The following is a 22,640-nucleotide window of genomic DNA, read 5'->3' on the forward strand; positions in this document are numbered from 1 at the left end:
GCACTCTCGTGGGGCGGCTGCTAAGCGCATGTTTTTGCGGGAGGAATCTGGTTTGATCGCAGAAATATCAATAGACGAATAAGCAAATGGGGTGCACAATTTCAGGCTGGGAGGAAGGAGAATCAACCAGGGGACCGGCAATGCGCGACCATTCAGAAATGGACCTGATGCTCAAGGGCTATGGCTTGACCACGGCCAAGATTTTTTATCACTTCCCAGATCATCCGCATCTGCTGCAGAGCTTCATCTGGCAGGATTACGACATCGCCCCGAAATTTCCCGTGCTGATCCGCTTCATCGAGTTCTGGAAGGCCAAGCTCGAAGGCCCGCTGCATTCGGTCAGCTACACGCACCAGAAGCTGATCGCGCCGAACGAATGGCGCAAGGTCGACGGCGAGTTCGTCCTGCATTAGCCGGGCGGGCGGCAGTCTGGGAGCCGCCGCCCAGCTTTTGGAGCGTCAGACTGCGGGCGGGTTCAGCCGGGCAAAACCCTCCTGCCGGCGATAGGGAAAATACGGATAGGGTGCGGTGACCTCACTTGCCGTGTCGAGCTTCTTCATCTGCTCGGCTGTCAAGGACCAGCCGACGGCGCCGAGATTCTGGCGCAACTGCTCCTCGTTGCGCGCGCCAATGATGACGGAGGCGACGGTCGGCCGCTGCAGCAGCCAATTGATGGCGATCTGCGGTATGGTCTTGCCGGTTTCCTCGGCGACAACATCAAGCGCGTCGACGACCCGATAGAGATGCTCATCCTCGACGGGCGGTCCGAAGCTTGCCGTGTCGTGCAGCCGGCTTTTCTCAGGCAGCTTCTGGCCACGGCGGATCTTGCCGGTCAGGCGGCCCCAGCCGAGTGGGCTCCACACCAGCGCACCGACGCCCTGGTCGAGGCCGAGCGGCATCAACTCCCATTCATAATCGCGTCCGACCAGCGAGTAATAGACCTGATGGGCGACGTATCGGGGATAGCCATGTCTATCCGCCAGGCCGAACGACTTCATCACTTGCCAGCCGGAAAAATTGGAGACGCCGACATAACGCAGCTTGCCGGCGCGCACGAGACTGTCCAGCGTCGACAGCACCTCCTCGATCGGTGTTGCGGCGTCGAAGGCGTGCAGTTGCAGCAGGTCGATGTAATCGGTGCCAAGACGCTTCAGCGCGTCTTCGACGGCCTTGATCAGGCGTGAACGTGACGAGCCGGCATCGTTGGGACCGTCGCCCATCGGCAGCGAGGTCTTGGTCGAGATCAGCACGGCGTCGCGGCGGCCCTTGATGGCAGCGCCGAGCACTTGTTCGGAAGCGCCATTCGAATAGACATCGGCGGTGTCGAACAGGTTGACGCCGGCCTCAAGGCAGATGTCGACCAGCCGCCGTGCTTCCGCCGCATCGCTGTTGCCCCAGGCACCGAACAGCGGGCCTGAACCGCCGAAGGTTCCAGCGCCGAACGAGAGCACCGGGACCTTCAGGCCTGATGCGCCAAGATTTCGATAATCCATGGGTTTGCTCCTTGTGGAAGGATGGCTGTTTCAAAGATTGGCTGAGGTTTGCGTTCTATGACCGCGCGATTTCCGGTGTAGCGAGGACAGGATCTCGGTCGAGACGCAGCGCAAACGCCGCCACGGCAAGCGCTGAAAGTGGCAACAGCGCCGCGACCCAGGTGACGGCACCGAGGCCGGGACCATGGGCGATGACCACGCCGCCGAGCCAGGCGCCGGCCGCATTGCCGAGGTTGAAGGCGGCGATGTTGAAGGATGAAGCTAGGCTCTGGCCGGCGCCTTGCGCCTTCTGCAACACCCATAACTGTAGCGGCGCGACGGTGGCGAAGGCGGCGGCGCCGAGCAGGCCGACATAGATAACGGCCATGACCTGGCTGTGTAGGGCGAAGGTCATGGTGCCGAGCACCAGCGCCAGCACGACGAGACTGCCGAGAACGGACGGTACCAGCCAGCGATCGGCGAACTTGCCGCCGGCGAGGTTGCCGGCGATGAGGCCGCCGCCGAAGACCAGCAGGATCGGCGACACCGCTGTCTCGTCAAAACCGGTGTTCTCGGTCAGCAACGGGGCGATGTAGGTGAAGACGGCGAAGACGCCGGCATAGCCAAGCACGGTGGTGGCAAAGCCAAGCAGGACCGGCGCGCGGCAGAGCAAGGCGAGATCGGCGCGCAAATTGCTCTTCTCAGGCTCTGTTCGGCTGCGCGGCACCAGCAGCAGAATGATGGTAAAGGCGGCGATGCCGACCAGGGTCACCGCCCAGAAGGTCGCGCGCCAGCCGAAGGCTTGGCCGAGCCATGTGCCGAAGGGCACGCCGAGGATGTTGGCGATGGTCAGGCCGGTGAACATCAGGGCGATCGCCGAGGCTTTCTTGTTGGGCGCCACCAGTCCGGTCGCCACGACCGAGCCGACGCCGAAGAAGGTACCGTGGGCGAAGGCGGTCAGTACGCGCGCACCCATCAGCGTCCAGTAGTCTGGGGCAAGCGCACAAGCGAGGTTGCCCAGCGTGAAGATCGCCATCAGCGCCAGAAGCACGGTCTTGCGCGGCCAACGGCCGGTCGCGATCGTCAGCAGCGGCGCGCCGATGACGACGCCCAGCGCATAGCCAGAAATCAGCTGGCCGGAAGCTGAGATCGAGACGCCGAGATCGGTGCTGACGTCGAGCAGCAGGCCCATGATGACGAATTCGGTGACGCCGATGCCAAAGGCACCGGCGGCAAGAGCGTAAAGAGCAAGGGGCATGGCGGTTCCCACTTCGATGACGACCAGTTTTGACGACGGGCGCCGTGTCCTCCCACGCCCCGATCCGGAAGATCGTGCCGCGATGTGCTGTGAACCAGCCTTGCATCGGGCACATCGTCTGTGAAATAGATTCACCAATGGCCAGGCCCGACATCAATCGCTCCGGCGAGATCGAAGTGTTCGTCCGCGTCGTCGAGGCGGGCAGCTTTTCAGCCGCTGCCCGCGCGTTGCGGATGACGCCGTCGGCGGTGAGCAAGCTGATCGCGCGGCTGGAGGCGCGGCTTGGTGCGCGGCTGGTCAGCCGTTCGACGCGCAAGCTGCAACTGACGCCGGAGGGGGCGGCGTTCTTCGACAGCGGCGTGCGCGTCCTTGCCGACATGGCGGCGGCCGAGCGCGAGGCAGCGGCGGGTGCCGCGCCGCGTGGCCGGCTGCGGATCAACAGCTACGTGCCTTTCGGGCAGCATCGGCTGATCCCGCTTTTGCCGCGTTTCCTGGAGCGCTACCCCGAAATCTCGGTCGATCTGGTGTTGACCGATGATGTCATCGACCTGATGGAGGAGCGCGCTGACGTCGCGATCCGCGCCGGGCCGCTCGGCGAATCACGGCTGGTGGCGCGCAAGCTTGGGCAGAGCCGGGTGGTCGTCGTTGCGGCGCCATCGTATCTCGAAGCGCGTGGCACGCCCAAGACGCCCGCCGATCTCGATCGTCACAACCGGATGGGCTTCCGTTTCGTTCGTCACCTCGAGGGCTGGCCTTTTATCGACGCGGCCGGCAAGCCGATCACCCTGTCGATCATAGGAAATACGCTGGTCAGCGACGGCGAGGCGATGCGGCTGATGGCGCTCTCGGGGGCGGGCATCGCCCGGCTGGCACGCTGGCATGTGGAGGCCGACATTGCCGCCGGCCGGCTTCTGCCGCTGCTGGAAGATTTCAACCCCGGCGACGAGGAACTCACCCACGCCGTCTATGTCGGCCAAGGCAAGCATCTGCCGGCGCGGGTGCGGGCGTTTTTGGACTTTTTGGTCGAGACTGTCCGGCTGACCTGAGCCAAAAAAATCGGGAGCCTGCTGGCTCCCGAAGCATCGAATCGAAGGTAAATTGAACTACTTGTTCGGCACGAAGGGCGCCGGACGCCGGCCGGCCGCCTGACGCTCCAGCATCCAGCCGGGGTATTCGGCGGGCAGGGCACTGACTTCGTCGAGGCGAACAAGATCATCGGCATCGAGCTGCAACTCGGTGGCTGCAAGGTTCTGTTCCAGCTGCTCCATGCGGCTGGCGCCGATGATGACGCTCATCACGAATGGCTTGGCCAGGACATAGCCGAGCGCCACCGTGGCGACGCTGACGCCGTGCTTGACGGCGATCTCGCGCATGACAGCGACCGCTGCCCAGGCACGGTCCTCATTGACCGGCGGGAAATTGAAGCTGGCGCGGCGGCCCTCGCCATTGCCGGGGGCGCCCGGTCCGTATTTGCCGGAGAGCAGGCCGCCAGCCATCGGCGACCAGACCATCAGCCCGAGTTTCTCCTCGTTGAGCAGCGGCACGATTTCGCGCTCGAGATCGCGGCCGGCGATCGAATAATACGACTGCACGGTCTCGAAGCGGGCAAAGCCTTTGCGCTCCGCAATACCCAGCGCCTTGGCGATGCGCCAGGCCTGCCAGTTCGAGACGCCGACATAGCGGACCTTGCCGGCGGCAACCAGGTCGTCGAGCGCCCGCAGCGTTTCGTCGATCGGCGTCACCGTGTCGGTGCCGTGCAGCTGGTAGAGATCGATGTGATCGAGCTGTAGCCGCTCGAGGCTGCTCTCGACCGAATCCATGATGTGGCCGCGCGAGGAACCGCGCTGGTTCGGGCCGCCGCCCATGGCGCCATGAACCTTGGTGGCGATGATCACGTCCTGACGGTTGACGCCAAGGTTCCTGAGCGACTGGCCGAGAAGCCGTTCCGAGGCGCCGAAGGAATAGACATCCGCCGTGTCGAAGAAATTGACGCCGGCGGCGAGGGAGCGGGCAACGATCTCGTCGACGCCCTTCTGGGAGAGGCTGGCGATCAGGCCCCATTGGGCATTCTCGCCGGCCGCGCCGAACGTCATCGTGCCGAGGCAAAGTTCGGAGACGAACATCCCCGTATTTCCAAGTTGATTGTAACGCATGGTGGCTCCAGACGGGTTGAGAATAACTCGACCCATATAGGAACGAAACGTTCCGTTTCTATACGCTGGCTTAGTCAATGTCAGCCTGTGGCCTAAGGTCGGCTGCGCCTCATCTGGCGCCGAAAATCGCCGATCCAACCCTGACACTGGTCGCGCCGAAGGCGATCGCGGTTTCGTAGTCGCCGGACATGCCCATGGAGAGCTTGTCGACGCAGGCCTCGAGCCCAAGCTTTTCCAGCAGCGCGAAATGCGGACCGGGGTTCTCGTCGGCCGGCGGAATGCACATCAGCCCTTCGATGGCGAGGGCGTGAACCGAGCGGCAGCGGGCGACGAAGGCGACAGCCTCGCGTGGCTCGATGCCGGCCTTTTGCGGCTCGGAGCCGGTGTTGACCTGGACATAGAGCCTTGGCGTCCTGCCCTGCCTGGCGATTTCCTTGGCCAGCTCTGCGGCGATCTTTTCACGGTCGATGGTTTCGATGACGTCGAACAATGCCACCGCTTCCTTGGCCTTGTTCGATTGCAGCGGACCGATCAGATGCAGCTCGACGTCGGGAAACGCCGTCCGCAGTGCCGGCCATTTGGCTTGTGCTTCCTGGACGCGGTTTTCGCCGAAGACGCGCTGGCCGGCCTCGATGACGGGGCGGATATCGGCGGCGTCGAAGGTTTTCGAGACCGCGACCAGCGTCACCGCTCCGGCCTCACGGCCTGCCTCGCGCTCGGCGGCAGCGATCCTTGCCTTGACCGTGAAAAGCTGTTCGGCGGCGCTCGCCATGCCTATATCCTGCCTGTGTTTGGCTTTTCGCCGGATCGCCGCAGTTGACGGGTCCGGCAATCCATGGTGAACACCGCGACGACATTTCCTGAGCCGCCCGGGCATTGTCCGGCGGCTCGCGCATGCTTTTAAGTGAAAAACACCCGATGGCAACCGAACGATACAATCCGCGCGCGTCAGAGCCCAAATGGCAGAAGGCCTGGGACGCCAAGAAGCTGTTCGAAGCCGACAATGACGACCCGCGCCCGAAATACTACGTGCTGGAGATGTTCCCCTATCCGTCGGGGCGCATCCATATCGGCCATACCCGCAACTATACGATGGGCGATGTGGTGGCGCGCTACAAGCGGGCCAAGGGTTTCAATGTGCTGCACCCGATGGGCTGGGACGCCTTTGGCATGCCAGCCGAAAACGCGGCGATGCAGAACAAGGTCCATCCCAAGGACTGGACCTATCAGAACATCGCCGCCATGCGCGAGCAGCTCAAGGTCATGGGCCTGTCGCTCGATTGGGCGCGCGAGTTCGCCACCTGCGATGTCGACTACTATCACCGCCAGCAGATGCTGTTCCTCGATTTCGTCGAGAAGGGGCTGGTGACGCGCAAATCCTCCAAGGTCAACTGGGATCCGGAGGACATGACGGTGCTTGCCAACGAGCAGGTCATCGACGGACGCGGCTGGCGCTCAGGCGCGCTGGTGGAACAGCGCGAGCTGACGCAGTGGTTCTTCAAGATCACCGATTATGCGCAGGATCTGCTGGATTCGCTCGATCAGCTCGACGACTGGCCGGAAAAAGTGAAGCTGATGCAGGCGAACTGGATCGGCCGTTCAGAAGGGCTGCTGATCCGCTGGCCGCTGGTCAAGCCAATCGCCGGCGAGCATGAGCTCGAAGTCTATACGACAAGGCCCGACACGATCTTCGGCGCGTCCTTCATGGCGATTGCGGCCGACCATCCGCTGGCCAAAAAGGCCGCCGAAGACAATCCGGCACTGGCAAAGTTCATCGACGAAGTCCGCCATATGGGCACTTCGGCGGCGGCCTTGGAGACGGCCGAGAAGAAGGGTTTCGATACCGGCACTCGCGTCGTCCATCCGTTCGACGAGAGGTGGACGCTACCCGTCTACGTCGCCAATTTCGTGCTGATGGACTATGGCACCGGCGCCATCTTCGGCTGCCCGGCACATGACCAGCGCGACCTCGACTTCGCCAACAGATACGGCCTTCCGGTCATTCCGGTGGTGATGCCGGAAGGCGAGAATCAAGGAAGCTTCCAGGTCATCGACGAGGCTTACGTCGATGATGGCGCGATGATCAATTCGCGCTTCCTCGACGGCATGAAGCCGGATCAGGCATTCGACGAGGTGGCGAAGCTGCTGGAACAAAGGACCATCGGCAACCGGCCGATGGCAGAGCGCAAGGTGAATTTCCGCCTGCGCGACTGGGGCATTTCGCGCCAGCGCTATTGGGGCTGCCCGATCCCGATGATCCATTGCGAGGATTGCGGCGTGGTGCCGGTGCCGAAAGCCGACCTGCCGGTCAAGCTGCCGGACGACATCGAGTTCGACCGGCCGGGCAATCCGCTCGATCGCCATCCGACATGGCGGCACGTCAAATGCCCGCGTTGCGGCAAGGATGCGCGGCGCGAAACCGACACGATGGACACATTTGTCGATTCTTCGTGGTATTTCGCTCGCTTCACCGCGCCGTGGGCAAACGATCCGACCGATCCCGAGGCCGCGACTGAATGGCTGCCGGTCGACCAGTATATTGGCGGTATTGAGCATGCGATCCTGCATTTGCTCTATTCGCGCTTTTTCACCCGCGCCATGCGCGAGACCGGCCATGTCGATCTCGCCGAGCCGTTCAGGGGCCTGTTCACGCAAGGCATGGTGGTGCACGAGACCTATCGGGTTGGTGGCGCCTCGAACGGCCGCTGGCTTGCGCCAAGCGAGGTCAGGCTGGAAGACGCCGACGGCAAGCGCCGCGCCTTCGAAATCGCCACCGGCGAAGAGGCGGTGATCGGTCCGCTCGAAAAAATGTCGAAGTCGAAGAAGAATACGGTGAGTCCGGAAGAGATCACCGACGGCTACGGCGCCGATACGGCGCGCTGGTTCATGCTGTCGGACTCGCCGCCCGAGCGCGATGTCGAATGGACCGACGAGGGTGCGGCCGGCGCGCACCGCTTCATCCAGCGCATCTGGCGCCTGGTGTCGACGGCTGCCGAATCGCTCGCCGGAGTCCGGCCAGAGGCGGCGAAGGACGGCGAGGCCGGGACAGTGTCCAAGGCCGCGCACAAGATCCTGAAATCGGTCGGTGAGGATATCGAAAAGCTCGCCTTCAACCGCGCCATCGCCCGCATCTATGAGCTCGCCAATGCCTTGACTGTACCGCTCAACGAGGCGGCAGAGGGCAAGGCCGGTCCGGCGCTGCAAGCGGCCTGCCGTGAGGCCGTCGAGATCCTGGTGCACCTGATCGCGCCGGTCATGCCGCATCTGGCCGAGGAGTGCTGGCAGACGCTCGGCGGCACCGACCTTGTCGCCGAACGGCCCTGGCCGGTCTACGATCCCTCGCTTGTCGTCGACGCCGAGATCGTGCTGCCGGTGCAGGTCAACGGCAAGAAGCGCGGCGATTTGACAATTGCCCGCGACGCGGACCAAGGTGCGGTCGAAAAAGCGGTTCTGGCCCTCGACTTCGTGCAGAGAGCGCTCGAAGGTAAGGCGCCGCGCAAGGTGATCATCGTGCCGCAGAGGATCGTTAATGTCGTTGCCTGATCCGCGAAAGACAGAGCTGACGCTGCGCCGCGTCGTGCTTTGCGGGCTGCTCGCCTCGGTGGCGCTGGTTTCCGCCTGCACGGTGCGGCCGCTCTATTCGAGCGCGCCGCTGATCGCCGGCTCGCAGGTCGGCGCTGCTGCCGAGCTGGCATCGATCTCGGTCAAGCCGGTCAAGACCCGCTACGCCCAGCAGGTCCGCAACAATTTGATCTTCGCGCTCGGCCGGGGCGCCGGCGAGCCGGCTTCGCCGGTCTATTCGCTTGATCTCGGCGTCTCCGAACTCGTCGAATCGGCGGCAATCGAGCAGGTCACGACAGACGAGGACGAGCCGACCGCCGGCACTGTAACGCTGACCGCCAACTATGTGCTCAGCGATGCCAAGACGGGCACGGTCATAGCGAGGGGCAAGCGCTCGATTCCGTCGTCATACGACAGGCCGCGCCAGGAATTCGCGTCATACCGAGCCCAGATCGACGCCGAGAACCGTGCGGCGCGCGAGCTGGCAGATGTGCTGCGGCTGTCGATCGCTCAGGATCTGATCAAGCACGGCAAGCCGGCGGCAAGCTAGGTCTTTCCGGAGTGCGCAATCTGCAAAAAAAGGCCGATTGCTCGGCCTTTTTTTGTTCGTAGGATAATCGCTTCAGCCGATCTTCTGCCCGGTCTTTGCCCAGTCGGCGAGGAACAGTTCCAGGCCCTTGTCGGTCAGCGGGTGTTTGACCAGTGCCTTGAGCGTCGCCGGCGGCGCGGTGATGACATCGGCACCGATCAGCGCCGCCTGCTTGACATGGTTCACGGTGCGCACAGAAGCGGTCAGGATCTCGGTCTGGAAGTCATAATTGTCGTAGATGGTGCGGATATCGGCAATCAGCTCCATGCCGTCCCAGCCGCTGTCGTCGATGCGGCCGACGAAGGGCGAGATGAAGGAGGCGCCGGCCTTGGCGGCGAGCAGCGCCTGGGTGGCCGAGAAGCACAGCGTGACGTTGACCATGCGGCCGTCCGACCGGATGTCCTTGCAGGCTCTCAGGCCATCGAGCGTCAGCGGCACCTTGATGCAGACATTGTCGGCGATCCTGGCCAGGATCTTGGCCTCCGCCATCATGTCCTTGTATTCGGTGGCGACGACTTCGGCCGAGACCGGGCCCTTGACGATCTCGCAGATCTCCCTTGTGACGTCGGCGATCTTGCCGCCGGATTTCAGGATCAGCGACGGATTGGTGGTTACGCCGTCGAGCAGCCCCAAATCGTTCAGCTCGCGGATTTCCTTGACATCGGCGGTGTCGACAAAAAATTTCATGGCGGTCTCCTGAAGATTTTTCATGTGCACGTCATGCACATTTGGGGTCGGACTTTGATCTAGACCAAAGTCGGGGCAAGGTCACGCCTCATGATGGAAGATTCGCCCTTTGTCGCGGCCGCACCGGTGCTGGTGCCGATGCCCGCCGAGCGCCCCTACACCTATGCCGTGCCGGCTGGCATGCGCGTGGTGCCGGGCTCGATCGTGCGCGTTCCGCTTGGGCCTCGCCAGGTCGCCGGCATCGTCTGGGACGGCGCCGTCGAAAAGGTCGACGCGAAGAAATTGCGGCCGATCGAGCAGGTTTTCGACTGCCCGCCGATCGACCGCGCGATGCGGCGTTTTGTCGATTGGGTGGCGCAGTACACGCTGTCGCCGCCCGGCATGGTGGCGCGCATGCTGCTCAGGGCGCCGGAGGCGTTCGATCCGGAGCCGTGGATCGAAGGGCTGCAGCGCACCTTCGCCAAGCCCGACCGGATGACGGAGGCGAGGATGCGCGTGCTGGAGACAGCCGAAGGCGGACTTGCCTGGACGCGATCCGGCCTGGCGCATGCGGCAGGCGTGTCGTCGACGGTGGTGGACGGGCTGCGGGCGCAGGGCGTATTCGAGACGGTGATGATCCCGCCGCGGCCGGTGGTCGCAGCACCCGATCCCGGCTACGCCGTGCCTTCACTGATGCCGGACCAGAGCGAAGCAGCCGAGACGCTGCGCACCAACGTCGCGACCGGCACATTCGGCGTCACCCTGCTCGATGGTGTAACCGGATCCGGCAAGACGGAGGTCTATTTCGAGGCGGTTGCGGCCGCGCTCGATCGCGGCAAGCAGGTGCTGATCCTGCTGCCGGAAATTGCGCTGACCCACGCTTTTCTCGAACGCTTCCAGGAGCGGTTCGGTGCCAAGCCGGCGGAATGGCACTCGGATCTGCCGCCAAGGATGCGCGAAAAGGTCTGGCGGCAGGTGGCGGAAGGCGGCGCGCGGGTCGTCGCCGGCGCGCGCTCGGCGCTGTTCCTGCCGTTCAGGGAGCTTGGACTGATCGTCGTCGACGAAGAGCACGACCCCGCCTACAAGCAGGAGGATCGCGTCTTTTACAACGCGCGCGACATGGCCGTGGTGCGCGGCCATATCGGCGGTTTTCCGGTCGTGCTCGCTTCGGCGACACCGTCGGTCGAAAGCCGGGTCAATGCCAGCCAGGGCCGCTACAGCAGGGCGGTGCTTTCGGCGCGCTTTGCCGAGGCGGCACTTCCCGATCTCAAGGCGGTCGACATGCGCCGCGCGCCGCCGGCACGCGGCGGCTTCCTGTCGCCGGTGCTGCTCGGCCATATGCGGCAGACGCTGGAAAGAAAGGAACAGTCGCTGCTGTTCCTCAACCGGCGCGGCTATGCGCCGCTGACGCTCTGCCGGGTCTGCGGCCACCGCTTCGGCTGTCCGGTCTGCTCGGCCTGGCTGGTCGAGCACCGCTTTCGCGGCCAGCTCGTCTGCCACCACTGCGGGCACAATGAACGCCGGCCCGAAGCCTGTCCGGAATGCGGCACGCTCGATCATCTGGTCGCCTGCGGGCCAGGCGTCGAGCGCATCGCCGAGGAGGTCGTCGCGCATTTCCCCGATGCCCGCACCATCGTCTTGTCGTCGGACCTGATGGGCGGCGTGCGGCGGCTGCGGCTCGAGCTTGAAGCCATCGCCAATGGCGAGGCCGACATCGTCATCGGCACGCAACTCGTCGCCAAGGGCCACAACTTCCCCAATATGACGCTGGTCGGTGTGGTCGATGCCGATCTCGGCCTTGCCAATGGCGACCCGCGCGCCGCCGAGCGCACCTTCCAACTGCTCAGCCAGGTGACCGGCCGCGCCGGTCGCACCGGCAAGAAAAGCCTCGGCCTGCTGCAGACCTTCCAACCCGACCACCCGGTGATGCGCGCGATCGTCTCAGGCGATGCCGAGGCCTTCTACGAGCGCGAGATCGCCGAGCGTGAGCGGGCGGGGCTGCCGCCCTTCGGCAGGCTCGCCGGCGTCATCGTCAGCGCGGTGACACGGGCCGAAGCCGAAGGGCACGCCCGTGGCCTGCGTCGCGCCGCGCCGCAAGCCACCGACCTGTTCGTGCTCGGCCCGGCCGAGGCGCCGCTGTCATTGATCGGCGGCCGCCATCGCTTTCGCCTGCTGATCCAAGGCGAACGGCGCGCCGACATGCAAGGGTTCATTCGCACCATGCTGGCTGAGGGACCGAGGATAAGGGGCTCGGTGCGAGTCCAGGTCGACATCGACCCGCAGAGCTTTTTGTAAGCTGTCGAATTACCCTTTCGAGGCGCGTTCGGTGAATGGGTTCAGGTAAGGCACGTCGAGAATCGCAAAATGCCGGGTGTTGGCCGTCAAAACTGACAGGCCGTGCAAACGGGCAGTAGCTGCGATCAGAACGTCCGCCAGACCCGGATTGGCGCCTCTGGCGATAGTGGCGTCTTCCAGTTTTCCGGCTTCTCGCGCGATTGCTAAATCGATGGGAAGGATGCGCTGGTTGAACTCTAGAAGCAACCTTTCGAACCACTCATTGATGCGCTCTGCCTTCATATGCCCGCCCGCCCGCTTCAGTTTCGCGATTCCTCGTTCCACCTCCAAGATGACGATCGACGAGAGCTGCCAAGAGCCGCGTTCTCCTTGTTCGGCAACCCAGTTCTGCACGTGTGCCGGAAGCAGAGGCCGACCAGGTGCAAATGCCGAGAGAAAAGACGTATCAAGCAGATAGCCGGTCAAAACTCCACTTCCCGCGACGGCGATTCGTTTCGCTCAAGCTCGATGCCGCCTGGATACTGAAGCAGGAAATCCACGAAGTCTTTTTGGCTGTTCTGCGGATAAAGTTTCCGTCCCTCACCGATTGGCACCACCATGACTGCGGGCTTGCCGTGCTTGGTGATAACCGTGGGCTCACCGTTCTCAGCAGCCTCCACGAGCGCGGAAAGGCTGGCCTTTGCCTCTCGTAGTTGCATCGTCTTCATGCGCGGAACCTCTTGTGGTCTCATGTAGTCACAATATAGGAATTGTGCAGAAAAAAACAGCCCGTTGTGTAACGTCCTGTTAGCCCGGTCGATACAACGGCGCTCGCGTTGGGCTGACGCCCCGTAAATTGCGACGGCCCATCTGGCGCATGTCTCTTGCTTCGCTAGAATGCCCGAAAATTTTGAATATCCATTTACGAGGGGACAAGGATGGAATTTGCGTTTCCATGGCCGATGAGCCAGGGCGAGTGGCTGGCATGGTCAAGCGCCGTCGTGACCTTGCTTTTCGGGCTGCTGCTGTTCCTGGCGCCAGGGCTGGCCTTCCGGATTCTCAGGCTGCAGGTCAAGCCCGAGAAGGCGGCGGCGATCGCCGAAGGTCGCGGCAGGATGTCGGGCTTCTATCTCGGTGTCAGCCTGTGCTGCATCCTCTTGGCGCAGCCGCTGCTCTATATGGCGCTCGGCTTCTCCTGGCTGTTCACCGCCTTCGGCCGGCTGCTATCGATGATGTCGGACGGCGCCAACACGCCGTTCAACTGGGCTTCCATCGTCGTCGAGCTGGTGCTGGCGGCGCTGCCGCTTGCCTTCGCCTTCGGCTTTTTGCCCTGAATCAGGGATCAATCCGGGGTTGGTTGCTGAACTCGCCCGGCGGATGCGACAATAGTGCCTGAAAACCATGCCGGACGACGCATTGCGGTCTGAAAATGCCTGTGCTAGACGGCAATCGACTTTCGACCGGGGATAGCGGAAGCCGCGCCTCCGTGCTTGGAAAAATGCAGTAAGGTCAAAGATTTAGCCAGAGTTTTTGCTCGCGCCAACAATCTGCGGCCTGTCAGACAAGAGAAAAGACGGTCCGTGGCCCAATCGTCATCGCCAACCTCAGGTGTCGCAGAACGCTATGCGGGTTCGCTGTTCGAACTCGCGCTGCAGGCCAATTCGGTCGCCAGCGTCGAGGCCGACCTCAACAGGTTCGAAACGATGCTCGAAGGCAGCGCTGACCTTTCGCGGCTGATCAGGAGCCCTGTCTTCTCCAGCGAGGACCAGGCCAAGGCGATCGCCGCGATCGCCGACAGAGCAGGGATTACCGGCCTCACCGGCAATTTCCTGCGCGTCGTTGCCCAGAATCGCCGGCTGTTCGCCGTGCCCGGCATGATCAAGGCGTTCCGCCGGATCGCCGCCGAACACCGCGGCGAGACCGCTGCCGAGGTCACCTCGGCGCATGCGCTGACGCCTGCCCAGGAAACCGAGCTGAAAGCAGCGCTGAAAAGCGTCGCCGGCAAAGACGTGGCGATCACGGTCACCGTCGATCCGTCGCTGCTCGGCGGACTGGTGGTCAAGATCGGCTCGCGCCAGATCGATACGTCGCTCAAAACCAAACTCAATTCGCTCAAGCTTGCACTGAAAGAGGTCGGCTGATGGACATCCGCGCCGCGGAAATTTCCGCAATTCTGAAAGACCAGATCAAGAATTTCGGCAAGGAGGCCGAGGTCTCCGAAGTCGGCCAGGTGCTGTCCGTCGGTGACGGTATCGCCCGCGTCTACGGCCTCGACAATGTCCAGGCCGGCGAGATGGTCGAGTTCCCCGGCGGCATCCGCGGCATGGCGCTCAACCTCGAAGCCGACAATGTCGGCGTTGTCATCTTCGGCGCCGACCGCGACATCAAGGAAGGCGACACCGTCAAGCGCACCGGCGCCATCGTCGATGCACCCGTCGGCATGGGTCTGCTCGGCCGCGTCGTCGACGCGCTCGGCAACCCGATCGACGGCAAAGGCCCGATCCAGGCCACCGAACGCAAGCGCGTCGACGTCAAAGCGCCCGGCATCATCCCGCGCAAATCGGTGAACGAGCCAATGTCGACCGGCCTCAAGGCCATCGACGCGCTGATCCCGGTCGGCCGCGGCCAGCGCGAGCTGGTCATCGGCGACCGCCAGACCGGCAAGACCGCGATCATCCTCGACACCATGCTCAACCAGAAATCGGTGCACGACAACGGCCCTGAGAAGGAAAAGCTGTACTGCGTCTATGTCGCCGTCGGCCAGAAGCGCTCGACCGTGGCGCAGTTCGTCAAGGTCCTGGAAGAGCGCGGCGCGCTCGACTATTCGATCATCATCGCCGCGACCGCCTCCGATCCGGCGCCGATGCAGTTCCTGGCGCCGTTCACCGCCTGCACCATGGGCGAATATTTCCGCGACAACGGCATGCACGCGCTGATCAGCTACGACGATCTGTCGAAGCAGGCCGTCGCCTATCGCCAGATGTCGCTGCTGCTGCGCCGTCCTCCGGGCCGCGAGGCCTATCCCGGCGACGTCTTCTACCTGCACTCGCGCCTGCTCGAGCGCGCTGCCAAGCTCAACGACGAAAACGGCGGCGGGTCTCTGACGGCGCTGCCGATCATCGAAACGCAGGCCAACGACGTTTCGGCCTATATCCCGACCAACGTCATCTCGATCACCGACGGCCAGATCTTCCTGGAAACCAATCTGTTCTTCCAGGGCGTGCGCCCGGCGGTCAATGTCGGCCTGTCGGTGTCGCGCGTCGGCTCCTCGGCGCAGATCAAGGCGATGAAGCAGGTTGCCGGGTCAATCAAGGGCGAGCTCGCGCAGTACCGCGAAATGGCTGCTTTCGCGCAGTTCGGCTCCGACCTCGATGCCGCCACGCAACGCCTGCTCAACCGCGGCTCGCGCCTGACCGAGCTGTTGAAGCAGCCGCAATTCTCGCCGCTCAAGGTCGAGGAGCAGGTCGCGGTGATCTTCGCCGGCGTCAACGGCTATCTCGACAAGCTGACGATCAACCAGGTCGGCAAGTTCGAGCATGGCCTGTTGTCGCATATGCGCTCGGCCGGCAAGGACGTGCTCGACGGCATCCGCAAGGAGAAGGCGCTGTCCGACGATCTGCGCGCCAGGCTGAAGGCAGAAATCGACGCCTTCGCCAAGACCTTTGCTTGAGCAGGACGGACGGGATCAGGTTTGAAGCATGCCTTCGTTAAAAGACCTTCGTAACCGTATCGCCTCGGTCAAGGCGACGCAGAAGATCACCAAGGCGATGCAGATGGTCGCCGCGGCGAAGCTGCGTCGCGCGCAGGAAGCGGCGGAAGCGGCGCGTCCCTATTCGGAGCGCATGGGCGCGGTGCTGGCCAATATCACCCAGGCGATCGGCGGCGGCGGCGATGCCCCGGCACTGATGACCGGCACCGGCAAGGACGACGTGCATCTGCTTGTCGTCTGCACGGCCGAACGCGGTCTGTGCGGCGGCTTCAATTCGCAGATCGCCCGCTTTGCCCGCGACCACATCCGTAAGCTTCTGGCAGACGGCAAGCAGGTCAAGATCATCTGCGTCGGCAAGAAGGGGTTCGACATATTGCGCCGCGACTACGGGGCGCTGATCATCGAGCGTGTCGACCTGCGCGAGGTCAAGACGCTGGGCTTCGTCAATGCCGATGCCATCGCCAAGAAGGTGATCCACCTGTTCAACGAAGGCGGCTTCGATATCTGCACGCTGTTCTATTCGCAGTTCAAGTCGGTGATCAGCCAGATCCCGACGGCGCAGCAAATTATCCCGGCGGGCGCGCCTGCGGCTGGCGCGGAAGTGAGGGATGGCGGCAGCGCCGTCTACGAATACGAGCCGGAGCCGGGCGAGATCCTCTCCGATCTCATCCCGCGCAACATTTCCGTGCAGGTTTTTCGCGCGCTGCTCGAGAATGCTGCCGGCGAGATGGGCGCCAAGATGAGCGCCATGGACAATGCGACGCGCAACGCCGGCGACATGATCAACAAATTGTCGATCACCTACAACCGCCAGCGGCAGGCGCAGATCACCAAGGAATTGATCGAAATCATTTCGGGCGCCGAGGCGCTCTAGGCACGCCCACAAGGAGGTCATCGACCTCAAGCGTGTGAGAAACAAAGAGACGAAAAGGGTAAGGACGATGGCGAAAGCAGCGACCCCGAAGACGGCAGCCCCTAAGGCCGCGGCACCAGCGAAGGCTCCGGCAGCAGCAAAGGCCGCTCCGGCCAAGAAGGCGGCAGCAACCAAGGCCGCCGCTGTAAATGCGCCGGCCGCCACCATCAAGAAAACCGGCCTGGCAGGCAAGGTTCGCCAGGTCATCGGCGCCGTTGTCGACGTCCAGTTCGGCGAACATCTGCCGGCGATCCTGAACGCGCTTGAGACGATCAATGTCGGCAATCGCCTCGTGCTCGAAGTGGCCCAGCATCTGGGCGAAAACACCGTGCGCTGCATCGCCATGGACTCGACCGAAGGTCTGGTCCGCGGCCAGGACGTCTATGACACCGGTGCACCGATTACCGTGCCGGTCGGCCCGGGCATGCTCGGCCGCATCATCAACGTCATCGGCGAGCCGGTCGACGAGGCAGGCCCGGTCGACGGCATCGAGATGCGCTCGATCCACCAGCCGGCGCCGACCTATGTCGAGCAGTCGACGGAAGCGCAGATCCTGGTCACCGGCATCAAGGTGCTCGACCTGCTGGCCCCCTATGCCCGCGGCGGCAAGATCGGCCTGTTCGGCGGCGCCGGCGTCGGCAAAACGGTGCTAATCCAGGAACTGATCAACAACGTCGCCAAGGCGCATGGCGGCTTCTCGGTGTTCGCCGGCGTCGGCGAGCGCACCCGCGAAGGCAACGATCTCTATCATGAGTTCATCGAGTCCGGCGTCAACAAGAAGGGCGGCGGCGAAGGCTCCAAGGCAGCGCTCGTCTATGGCCAGATGAACGAGCCGCCGGGCGCGCGTGCCCGCGTCGGCCTGACCGGGCTGACGGTTGCCGAATATTTCCGCGACCAGGGCCAGGACGTGCTGTTCTTCGTAGACAACATCTTCCGCTTCACGCAGGCGGGCTCGGAAGTGTCGGCGCTGCTCGGCCGCATTCCTTCGGCCGTGGGCTACCAGCCGACGCTGGCTACCGACATGGGCGCGCTGCAGGAGCGTATCACCACGACGACCAAGGGTTCGATCACCTCGGTGCAGGCGATCTATGTGCCGGCCGACGACCTGACCGACCCGGCACCGGCGACCTCGTTCGCCCACCTCGACGCGACGACCGTGCTCAACCGCGCGATTTCGGAAAAGGGCATCTATCCGGCGGTCGATCCGCTCGATTCGACCTCGCGCATGCTCGACCCGATGGTTGTCGGCGAAGAGCATTACCAGGTCGCCCGCCAGGTGCAGTCGATCCTTCAGCGCTACAAGTCGCTGCAGGACATCATCGCCATCCTGGGCATGGACGAGCTGTCGGAAGAGGATAAGCAGACGGTGGCCCGCGCCCGCAAGATCGAGCGCTTCCTGTCGCAGCCCTTCTTCGTCGCCGAAGTGTTCACCGGCGCACCGGGCAAGCTGGTCGACCTCGCCGACACCATCAAGGGCTTCAAGGGCCTTTGCAACGGCGACTACGACCATCTGCCAGAAGCCGCCTTCTACATGGTCGGCGGCATCGAGGAAGCGGTCGAGAAGGCACAGCGCCTGGCCGCTGAAGCGGCCTGATGGTGAATGGTCAATAGTGAATTGTGAATGGGGAGTAGCGGATAGGAAATCGGGGCTGAGTGAAGGTCATTCTTTCTGACCGTTCACCATTCACCATTCACCAGTCGCTAGATTGATCATGCCTGAAGCTTTCAAATTCGAACTGGTCTCGCCGGAGCGCCTCTTGGTTTCCGAGCAGGTCGAATCCGTCGTCATCCCGGGCGCCGAAGGCGAGATGACTGTCATGGCGCATCACGCACCGGTCATGACCACAATCAAGCCGGGCGTCGTTACGCTGAAGACCGCGCAAGGCAAGGAAGAGCGCTATGTGGTGTTCGGCGGCTTTGCCGACATCGTTCCGGCCGGCTGCACGCTGCTCGCCGAATCGGCTGTGGCCGTCGGCGACATCGACCGCGCCGACCTTGCCCGCCGCATCCAGGAGGCGAGGGAAGACGCCGCCGACGCCAAGGACGACCAGACCCGCAGCAAGGCCGAGCAGTTCCTCAACCAGCTCACCACGCTCGAAGGCGCCATCCTGCCGGCTTGAGGTTCGCTCAAATGACTAACTGAAAAAGCGGGCTTGCCCCGCTTTTTTGTTTGGTGGACAGTCTGGCTGCCTTGGCGTGGGGGGTGGCCGATGACAAAACAAGCAGTGCAACAAGAAACTATCTCGCGATCCAGATGGTCGACGGCCCTGGTGTCGGCCTTTGGCGGCCCGTTTGGCGGGTTCCTCTGGATCGGCAGCGGCAAACTGGCGGTCGCTAGCCTGGTGGTGATCAGCGCCGTCGTTTTCGCGCTTGTTTACATTGGCTTTCCGGTATTGCCTGGCGTCGATCTTGCTTGGTGGGCCAATTTTTCAGGGATCGGTTTGATGGCCCTGTGGGCAGCGATCGTTGTTCCCTTCGCGCACCGGTTCAAGCCGGACAGATGGTACGCGCGTGGGCTTTCGGTGCTGGTGCTCGTCTTTCTGACTTCGTATCCGGCTGCATTCGCAATACGCGCGTTCCTGCTCCAGCCTTTTTCGATTCCCTCCAGCAGCATGGTGCCGACGTTGCAGGGAGGCGACTATCTCTTCGTCTCCAAAATGGCATACGGCTACAGCCGCTACAGCGTGCCGTTCAACTTGCTTCCCGTTGATGGACGTATATTCGGCGCGGAACCCAAAAGGGGAGATCTGGTTGTCTTCAAGTTCCCGCCCGATCCGAGCGTGGACTACATCCAGCGGATCGTCGGCCTTCCCGGCGAGAAGATCCAGATCATCGGCGGGGTGCTTCACATCAACGATGTCGCAGTGGGACTCGACGATATCGGCACTTTTTCGTCCGACGAGTTCTCGAAAGCCAAACTTCAACGCGAAACTCTGCCGGGGGGCGTCACCACCCATTCCGTCCTCAACCTTACCGACAACTCGATCGGCGACAATACGCGTGTGTTTGAGGTGCCCGAAGGCCACTACTTCGTGCTTGGTGACAATCGCGACAATGCCTCCGACAGCCGGTTCAGTGTCGGGTTTGTTCCCTATGAAAATCTGGTCGGCAAGGCCGTGCGGCTGTTCTGGAATTCCAAAGGTACCGATTATTCGTCTCGACAGACGCTGAACGGCCAGGCGAGCAAGTAGCTCAAACTGTCAGTGCCTCTACTGCGCGCATGACGCCGCGCAGTTCGGCGAGGCCCTTCAGGCGGCCGATGCAGGAATAACCGGGGTTCACCTTCTTGCCGATGTCGTCGACGATGGCGTGGCCATGGTCCGGACGCATCGGCACCTGCCAGTCCGCCCTGCCTGCCGCCTTGCGCCGCCGCTCTTCGCCAATCAGCGCCGACACGACCGCCACCATGTCGGTGTCGCCGTCGAGGTGCTCGGCTTCGTGGAAAGAGCCGTCTGGCTCCTTGGTGACGTTGCGCAGATGGGCGAAATGGATGTTTTCGGCGAAGGCCTTTGCCATTGCCGGCAGATCGTTCTGCGCGCCCGCGCCATAGGAGCCGGTGCACAGTGTCAGCCCGTTGGCTGGCGAAGCGACGGCGTCGAGCAGCGCGCGGGCATCGGCTGCCTTGGAAACGATTCGCGGCAGGCCGAACAGCGAAAAGGGCGGATCGTCGGGGTGGATCGCCATCCTGAGGCCGGCCTCTTCGGCCACCGGCACGATCTCGCGCAGGAAGGCAAACAGGTTTTCGCGCAGGCCTTCGGTGGAGACGTCCTTGTAGAGGTCGAGGGCGCGGCGGAAGCTTGCCCGATCGAAGATGAATTCGCGCGCAGGGACCCAGCCGATCAGGTTGCGCTCCAGCCTTGCCTTGTCGCTGTCGCTCATCCCTTGCAGTCGCACACGCGCGGCCTCGACGCGGGCCGGTGGGTGATCGGCCTCCGCCCCTTCTCGCTCAAGGATGAAGACGTCATAGGCGCAGAGCTCGACGACATCGAAGCGCAGCGCCGTGCCGCCATGCGGCATCGGGTAATCGAGGTCGGTGCGCGTCCAGTCGGTGATCGCCATGAAATTATAGCAGACGGTGTTGATACCGGCGGCGGCGACGGCGCGGATCGAGGCCTTGTAATTGTCGATCAGGCTGCGCCAGTCGCCGCTGCGGGTCTTGATGTCCTCGTGCACGACGATGCTCTCGACCACGTCCCAGGTCAGCCCTGCTGCCTCGATCTCGGCCTTGCGCCTGGCGATCTCGTCTGCCGGCCAGGCGCGGCCGTCGTTGAGGTGGTGCAGCGCGCTGACGATGCCGACGGCGCCGGCCTGACGGACATGGGCAAGCGTCACCGGATCGTCTGGCCCGAACCAGCGCCAGGTCTGTCTCATGGCTTCTCACTCCCTATGCCAAGCGCCGCGAAGGCAGCGGCAGGTCCGCCCCGCCGCAGGCGCTCGAGATGGGCTGCCGTCAGATCGATCAGTGTCATGCGGTGGGAATGGTCCTTGGCGAAGCCGGCGAGATCGAATATCGCTGTCACCGTTTCATCAGCCGGCCGGCTGCCGAGCGCCGTAAGCCGAGTGTCGATCGGATCGGTAAAATGGGCTTCCGGCAAGGTTTTGCCGCGCGCCTCGCAAGCGGCGATCCAGGCCGCCACCACCAGCATGAGATGCGCGGGCGGGTCGCCGGCGCCCAGTCGATCGAGGGCCGAGGCGACGATGCGCTGCGGCAGCTTCTGGCTGCCGTCATTGGCGATCTGCGCCGTGCGATGGGCGAGCGCGGTGTTCGAATAGCGTTCGGCGAGCTGGGCCGTGTAGCCGGCCGTATCGAGCCCGGCGTCCTGCGGCAGCGTCGGGATGGCCTCGGCCCATAGTCCGTCCACGAATTGCCGGATCGCCGGATTGGCAAAGGCGCGGTCGACCGTGTCGTAGCCGCTGAGCAGGCCGAGATAGGCGATTGCCGAATGCGAGCCGTTGAGCAGCCGCAGCTTCATGTCCTCGAAGGGCCCGACGTCGCCGACCATGGTGACGCCGAACTTTTCCCAGGCCGGCCTGCCTGCCGGGAAATCATCCTCGACCACCCATTGGCAGAACGGCTCGGTCATCACCGGCCAGGCATCCTCGACGCCGAGCTCGACGGCGATACGCGCCCGGTCGGCATCGGTGGTCGCCGGCACGATGCGGTCGACCATGCTCGACGGGAAGGCGACGCCGTCGGCGATGTGTGCGGCGAGCCTGGCATCGCCCGAAGTGGCGAGCCTGGCATCGCGCAGTGCGGCGAATTCGACCAGCAGGCGGTGCAGCGTGGCACCATTGGCCGGAAGGTTGTCGCAGCAGAGCACGGTGAAAGGCTGGATGCCGGCGGCACGGCGGCGCGACAGCGCCTCGGTCAGGAAACCATGCGCCGTCCGTGGCATTTGCGGGTTGGCCAGATCATGGACGATGTCGGGGTGGGTATTGTCGAGGCCGCCGCCGGCTGCCCTCAAATAGGCCTTTTCGGTGATCGTCAGCGTGACGATGCGGGTGCGCGGATCGGTCAGGGCGGCGAGCACCGCAGCCGGATCTTCCGGCGCCACCAGCAGCGACAGGATCGAGCCGACGACGCGCAGCTCTTCGCCGACGCTGCTCCTGATCGCCAGCGTGTAGTGGCCATCCTGCGGCGCCAGTGCGTCGCGCGTGTCTGGACTGCGCAAGGACACGCCGACAATGCCCCAGTCCGCCTCGCCCGCCGCCAGGCAGTCGTCGACATAGGCCGCCTGGTGGGCGCGATGGAAGGCACCGACGCCGAGATGGACGATGCCCGGTGCAATAGCGCCGCGGGCGTAGCGCGGGACCGCGACCGAAGCCGGCAGTGCCTTCAGCGTGCTGTTGGAAAGGCGTCTATTGGTCATTGCGCCACGTGTCTGATCGAGATTGTTGGGTCACTGCTGGCAGGCGGCGTAACACCCGATGCCGTCACGCACAATGGGCAATGGCCGACGAAAAGTCATCATACAACAACCCAGTTTTTGTATGTTGACATTATTTCTTTCCAACCCTACCGATGTCCGGATTGGGAGGATTCAC

General features: G+C 63.6%; 21 protein-coding genes. 12 read left to right on the forward strand and 9 right to left on the reverse strand.

What is annotated here, in order from left to right:
- Window positions 1-140: 140 nt before the first annotated feature.
- Window positions 141-413, forward strand: coding sequence for an usg protein (locus NKH90_RS04085; protein ID WP_352540915.1), 273 nt, complete (start codon window positions 141-143; stop codon window positions 411-413).
- A gap of 45 nt (window positions 414-458) precedes the next feature.
- Here NKH90_RS04085 and NKH90_RS04090 read toward each other — a convergent pair whose 3' ends face one another.
- Both NKH90_RS04090 and NKH90_RS04095 read right to left on the reverse strand, forming a co-directional pair.
- Entirely contained in the window at window positions 459-1,493 is a 1,035-nt protein-coding gene (locus NKH90_RS04090) for an aldo/keto reductase (protein WP_352817511.1), read from the reverse strand.
- A 55-nt stretch (window positions 1,494-1,548) separates the two neighbouring features.
- Window positions 1,549-2,730: an MFS transporter gene (locus NKH90_RS04095; protein ID WP_352817513.1), complete on the reverse strand. Its 1,182-nt coding sequence runs from the start codon at window positions 2,728-2,730 to the stop codon at window positions 1,549-1,551.
- Between the two features lie 137 nt (window positions 2,731-2,867).
- Between NKH90_RS04095 and NKH90_RS04100 the strand changes: the two genes are divergently transcribed.
- Complete coding sequence (locus NKH90_RS04100) at window positions 2,868-3,776, forward strand: LysR family transcriptional regulator (RefSeq protein ID WP_352817516.1); 909 nt, start codon at window positions 2,868-2,870, stop codon at window positions 3,774-3,776.
- A gap of 57 nt (window positions 3,777-3,833) precedes the next feature.
- Here the strand turns inward: NKH90_RS04100 and NKH90_RS04105 are convergent, their stop codons facing one another.
- Together NKH90_RS04105 and NKH90_RS04110 are read right to left on the reverse strand one after the other, a co-directional pair.
- On the reverse strand, window positions 3,834-4,883 hold the full coding sequence (locus NKH90_RS04105) for an aldo/keto reductase (RefSeq protein ID WP_352817519.1): 1,050 nt from the start codon (window positions 4,881-4,883) through the stop codon (window positions 3,834-3,836).
- Window positions 4,884-4,992: 109 nt separating this feature from the next.
- On the reverse strand, window positions 4,993-5,655 hold the full coding sequence (locus tag NKH90_RS04110; protein ID WP_352471288.1) for a YggS family pyridoxal phosphate-dependent enzyme: 663 nt from the start codon (window positions 5,653-5,655) through the stop codon (window positions 4,993-4,995).
- Between the two features lie 146 nt (window positions 5,656-5,801).
- Here NKH90_RS04110 and leuS point away from each other — a divergent pair, with 146 nt between their 5' ends.
- Window positions 5,802-8,426 carry a leucine--tRNA ligase gene (gene leuS, locus NKH90_RS04115; RefSeq protein ID WP_352817523.1) on the forward strand — a complete coding sequence of 875 codons (2,625 nt, stop codon included), beginning with the start codon at window positions 5,802-5,804 and terminating at the stop codon, window positions 8,424-8,426.
- Window positions 8,413-8,994 (forward strand): LPS assembly lipoprotein LptE, encoded by a 582-nt coding sequence (locus NKH90_RS04120; RefSeq protein WP_352504883.1) that lies wholly within the window; start codon window positions 8,413-8,415, stop codon window positions 8,992-8,994. The genes leuS and NKH90_RS04120 overlap by 14 nt, the downstream gene beginning before the upstream one ends.
- A 72-nt stretch (window positions 8,995-9,066) precedes the next feature.
- Here the strand turns inward: NKH90_RS04120 and fsa are convergent, their stop codons facing one another.
- On the reverse strand, window positions 9,067-9,720 hold the full coding sequence (gene fsa, locus NKH90_RS04125; RefSeq protein WP_023678103.1) for a fructose-6-phosphate aldolase: 654 nt from the start codon (window positions 9,718-9,720) through the stop codon (window positions 9,067-9,069).
- Between the two features lie 90 nt (window positions 9,721-9,810).
- Here fsa and NKH90_RS04130 point away from each other — a divergent pair, with 90 nt between their 5' ends.
- Window positions 9,811-11,994: a primosomal protein N' gene (locus NKH90_RS04130; protein ID WP_352817526.1), complete on the forward strand. Its 2,184-nt coding sequence runs from the start codon at window positions 9,811-9,813 to the stop codon at window positions 11,992-11,994.
- 9 nt (window positions 11,995-12,003) lie between these two features.
- Here the strand turns inward: NKH90_RS04130 and NKH90_RS04135 are convergent, their stop codons facing one another.
- Both NKH90_RS04135 and NKH90_RS04140 read right to left on the reverse strand, forming a co-directional pair.
- Window positions 12,004-12,459 carry a type II toxin-antitoxin system VapC family toxin gene (locus NKH90_RS04135; protein ID WP_352471284.1) on the reverse strand — a complete coding sequence of 152 codons (456 nt, stop codon included), beginning with the start codon at window positions 12,457-12,459 and terminating at the stop codon, window positions 12,004-12,006.
- Window positions 12,456-12,701 carry a type II toxin-antitoxin system Phd/YefM family antitoxin gene (locus NKH90_RS04140; protein ID WP_254018681.1) on the reverse strand — a complete coding sequence of 82 codons (246 nt, stop codon included), beginning with the start codon at window positions 12,699-12,701 and terminating at the stop codon, window positions 12,456-12,458. Before NKH90_RS04140 ends, NKH90_RS04135 begins: the two co-directional genes overlap by 4 nt.
- A gap of 210 nt (window positions 12,702-12,911) precedes the next feature.
- Between NKH90_RS04140 and NKH90_RS04145 the strand changes: the two genes are divergently transcribed.
- From NKH90_RS04145 to lepB, 7 genes are all read left to right on the forward strand, one after another.
- Complete coding sequence (locus NKH90_RS04145) at window positions 12,912-13,307, forward strand: AGROH133_08824 family phage infection protein (RefSeq protein WP_352500793.1); 396 nt, start codon at window positions 12,912-12,914, stop codon at window positions 13,305-13,307.
- 246 nt (window positions 13,308-13,553) lie between these two features.
- The gene (locus NKH90_RS04150; RefSeq protein WP_352817529.1) at window positions 13,554-14,114 is read left to right on the forward strand and encodes a F0F1 ATP synthase subunit delta; all 561 of its coding nucleotides are present in this window, start codon (window positions 13,554-13,556) and stop codon (window positions 14,112-14,114) included.
- Window positions 14,114-15,643 carry a F0F1 ATP synthase subunit alpha gene (gene atpA / locus NKH90_RS04155; protein ID WP_352471281.1) on the forward strand — a complete coding sequence of 510 codons (1,530 nt, stop codon included), beginning with the start codon at window positions 14,114-14,116 and terminating at the stop codon, window positions 15,641-15,643. The genes NKH90_RS04150 and atpA overlap by 1 nt, the downstream gene beginning before the upstream one ends.
- 28 nt (window positions 15,644-15,671) lie before the next feature.
- Window positions 15,672-16,556, forward strand: coding sequence for a F0F1 ATP synthase subunit gamma (locus NKH90_RS04160; protein WP_352471280.1), 885 nt, complete (start codon window positions 15,672-15,674; stop codon window positions 16,554-16,556).
- A 67-nt stretch (window positions 16,557-16,623) separates the two neighbouring features.
- Complete coding sequence (atpD, locus tag NKH90_RS04165; protein WP_292656451.1) at window positions 16,624-18,189, forward strand: F0F1 ATP synthase subunit beta; 1,566 nt, start codon at window positions 16,624-16,626, stop codon at window positions 18,187-18,189.
- Window positions 18,190-18,307: 118 nt separating this feature from the next.
- Window positions 18,308-18,715: a F0F1 ATP synthase subunit epsilon gene (locus NKH90_RS04170; protein ID WP_352489184.1), complete on the forward strand. Its 408-nt coding sequence runs from the start codon at window positions 18,308-18,310 to the stop codon at window positions 18,713-18,715.
- Between the two features lie 90 nt (window positions 18,716-18,805).
- Window positions 18,806-19,786, forward strand: coding sequence for a signal peptidase I (gene lepB, locus NKH90_RS04175; RefSeq protein ID WP_502896518.1), 981 nt, complete (start codon window positions 18,806-18,808; stop codon window positions 19,784-19,786).
- Window position 19,787: 1 nt separating this feature from the next.
- Here lepB and uxuA read toward each other — a convergent pair whose 3' ends face one another.
- Together uxuA and NKH90_RS04185 are read right to left on the reverse strand one after the other, a co-directional pair.
- Window positions 19,788-20,966: a mannonate dehydratase gene (uxuA, locus tag NKH90_RS04180; RefSeq protein ID WP_352678070.1), complete on the reverse strand. Its 1,179-nt coding sequence runs from the start codon at window positions 20,964-20,966 to the stop codon at window positions 19,788-19,790.
- A complete protein-coding gene (locus tag NKH90_RS04185; RefSeq protein WP_352817534.1) occupies window positions 20,963-22,465 on the reverse strand; it encodes a mannitol dehydrogenase family protein in 1,503 nt (500 codons plus the stop codon). Before NKH90_RS04185 ends, uxuA begins: the two co-directional genes overlap by 4 nt.
- Between the last annotated feature and the right edge of the window lie 175 nt (window positions 22,466-22,640).

The organism is Mesorhizobium sp. M0898 (assembly GCF_040319695.1).
GTDB lineage: Bacteria > Pseudomonadota > Alphaproteobacteria > Rhizobiales > Rhizobiaceae > Mesorhizobium.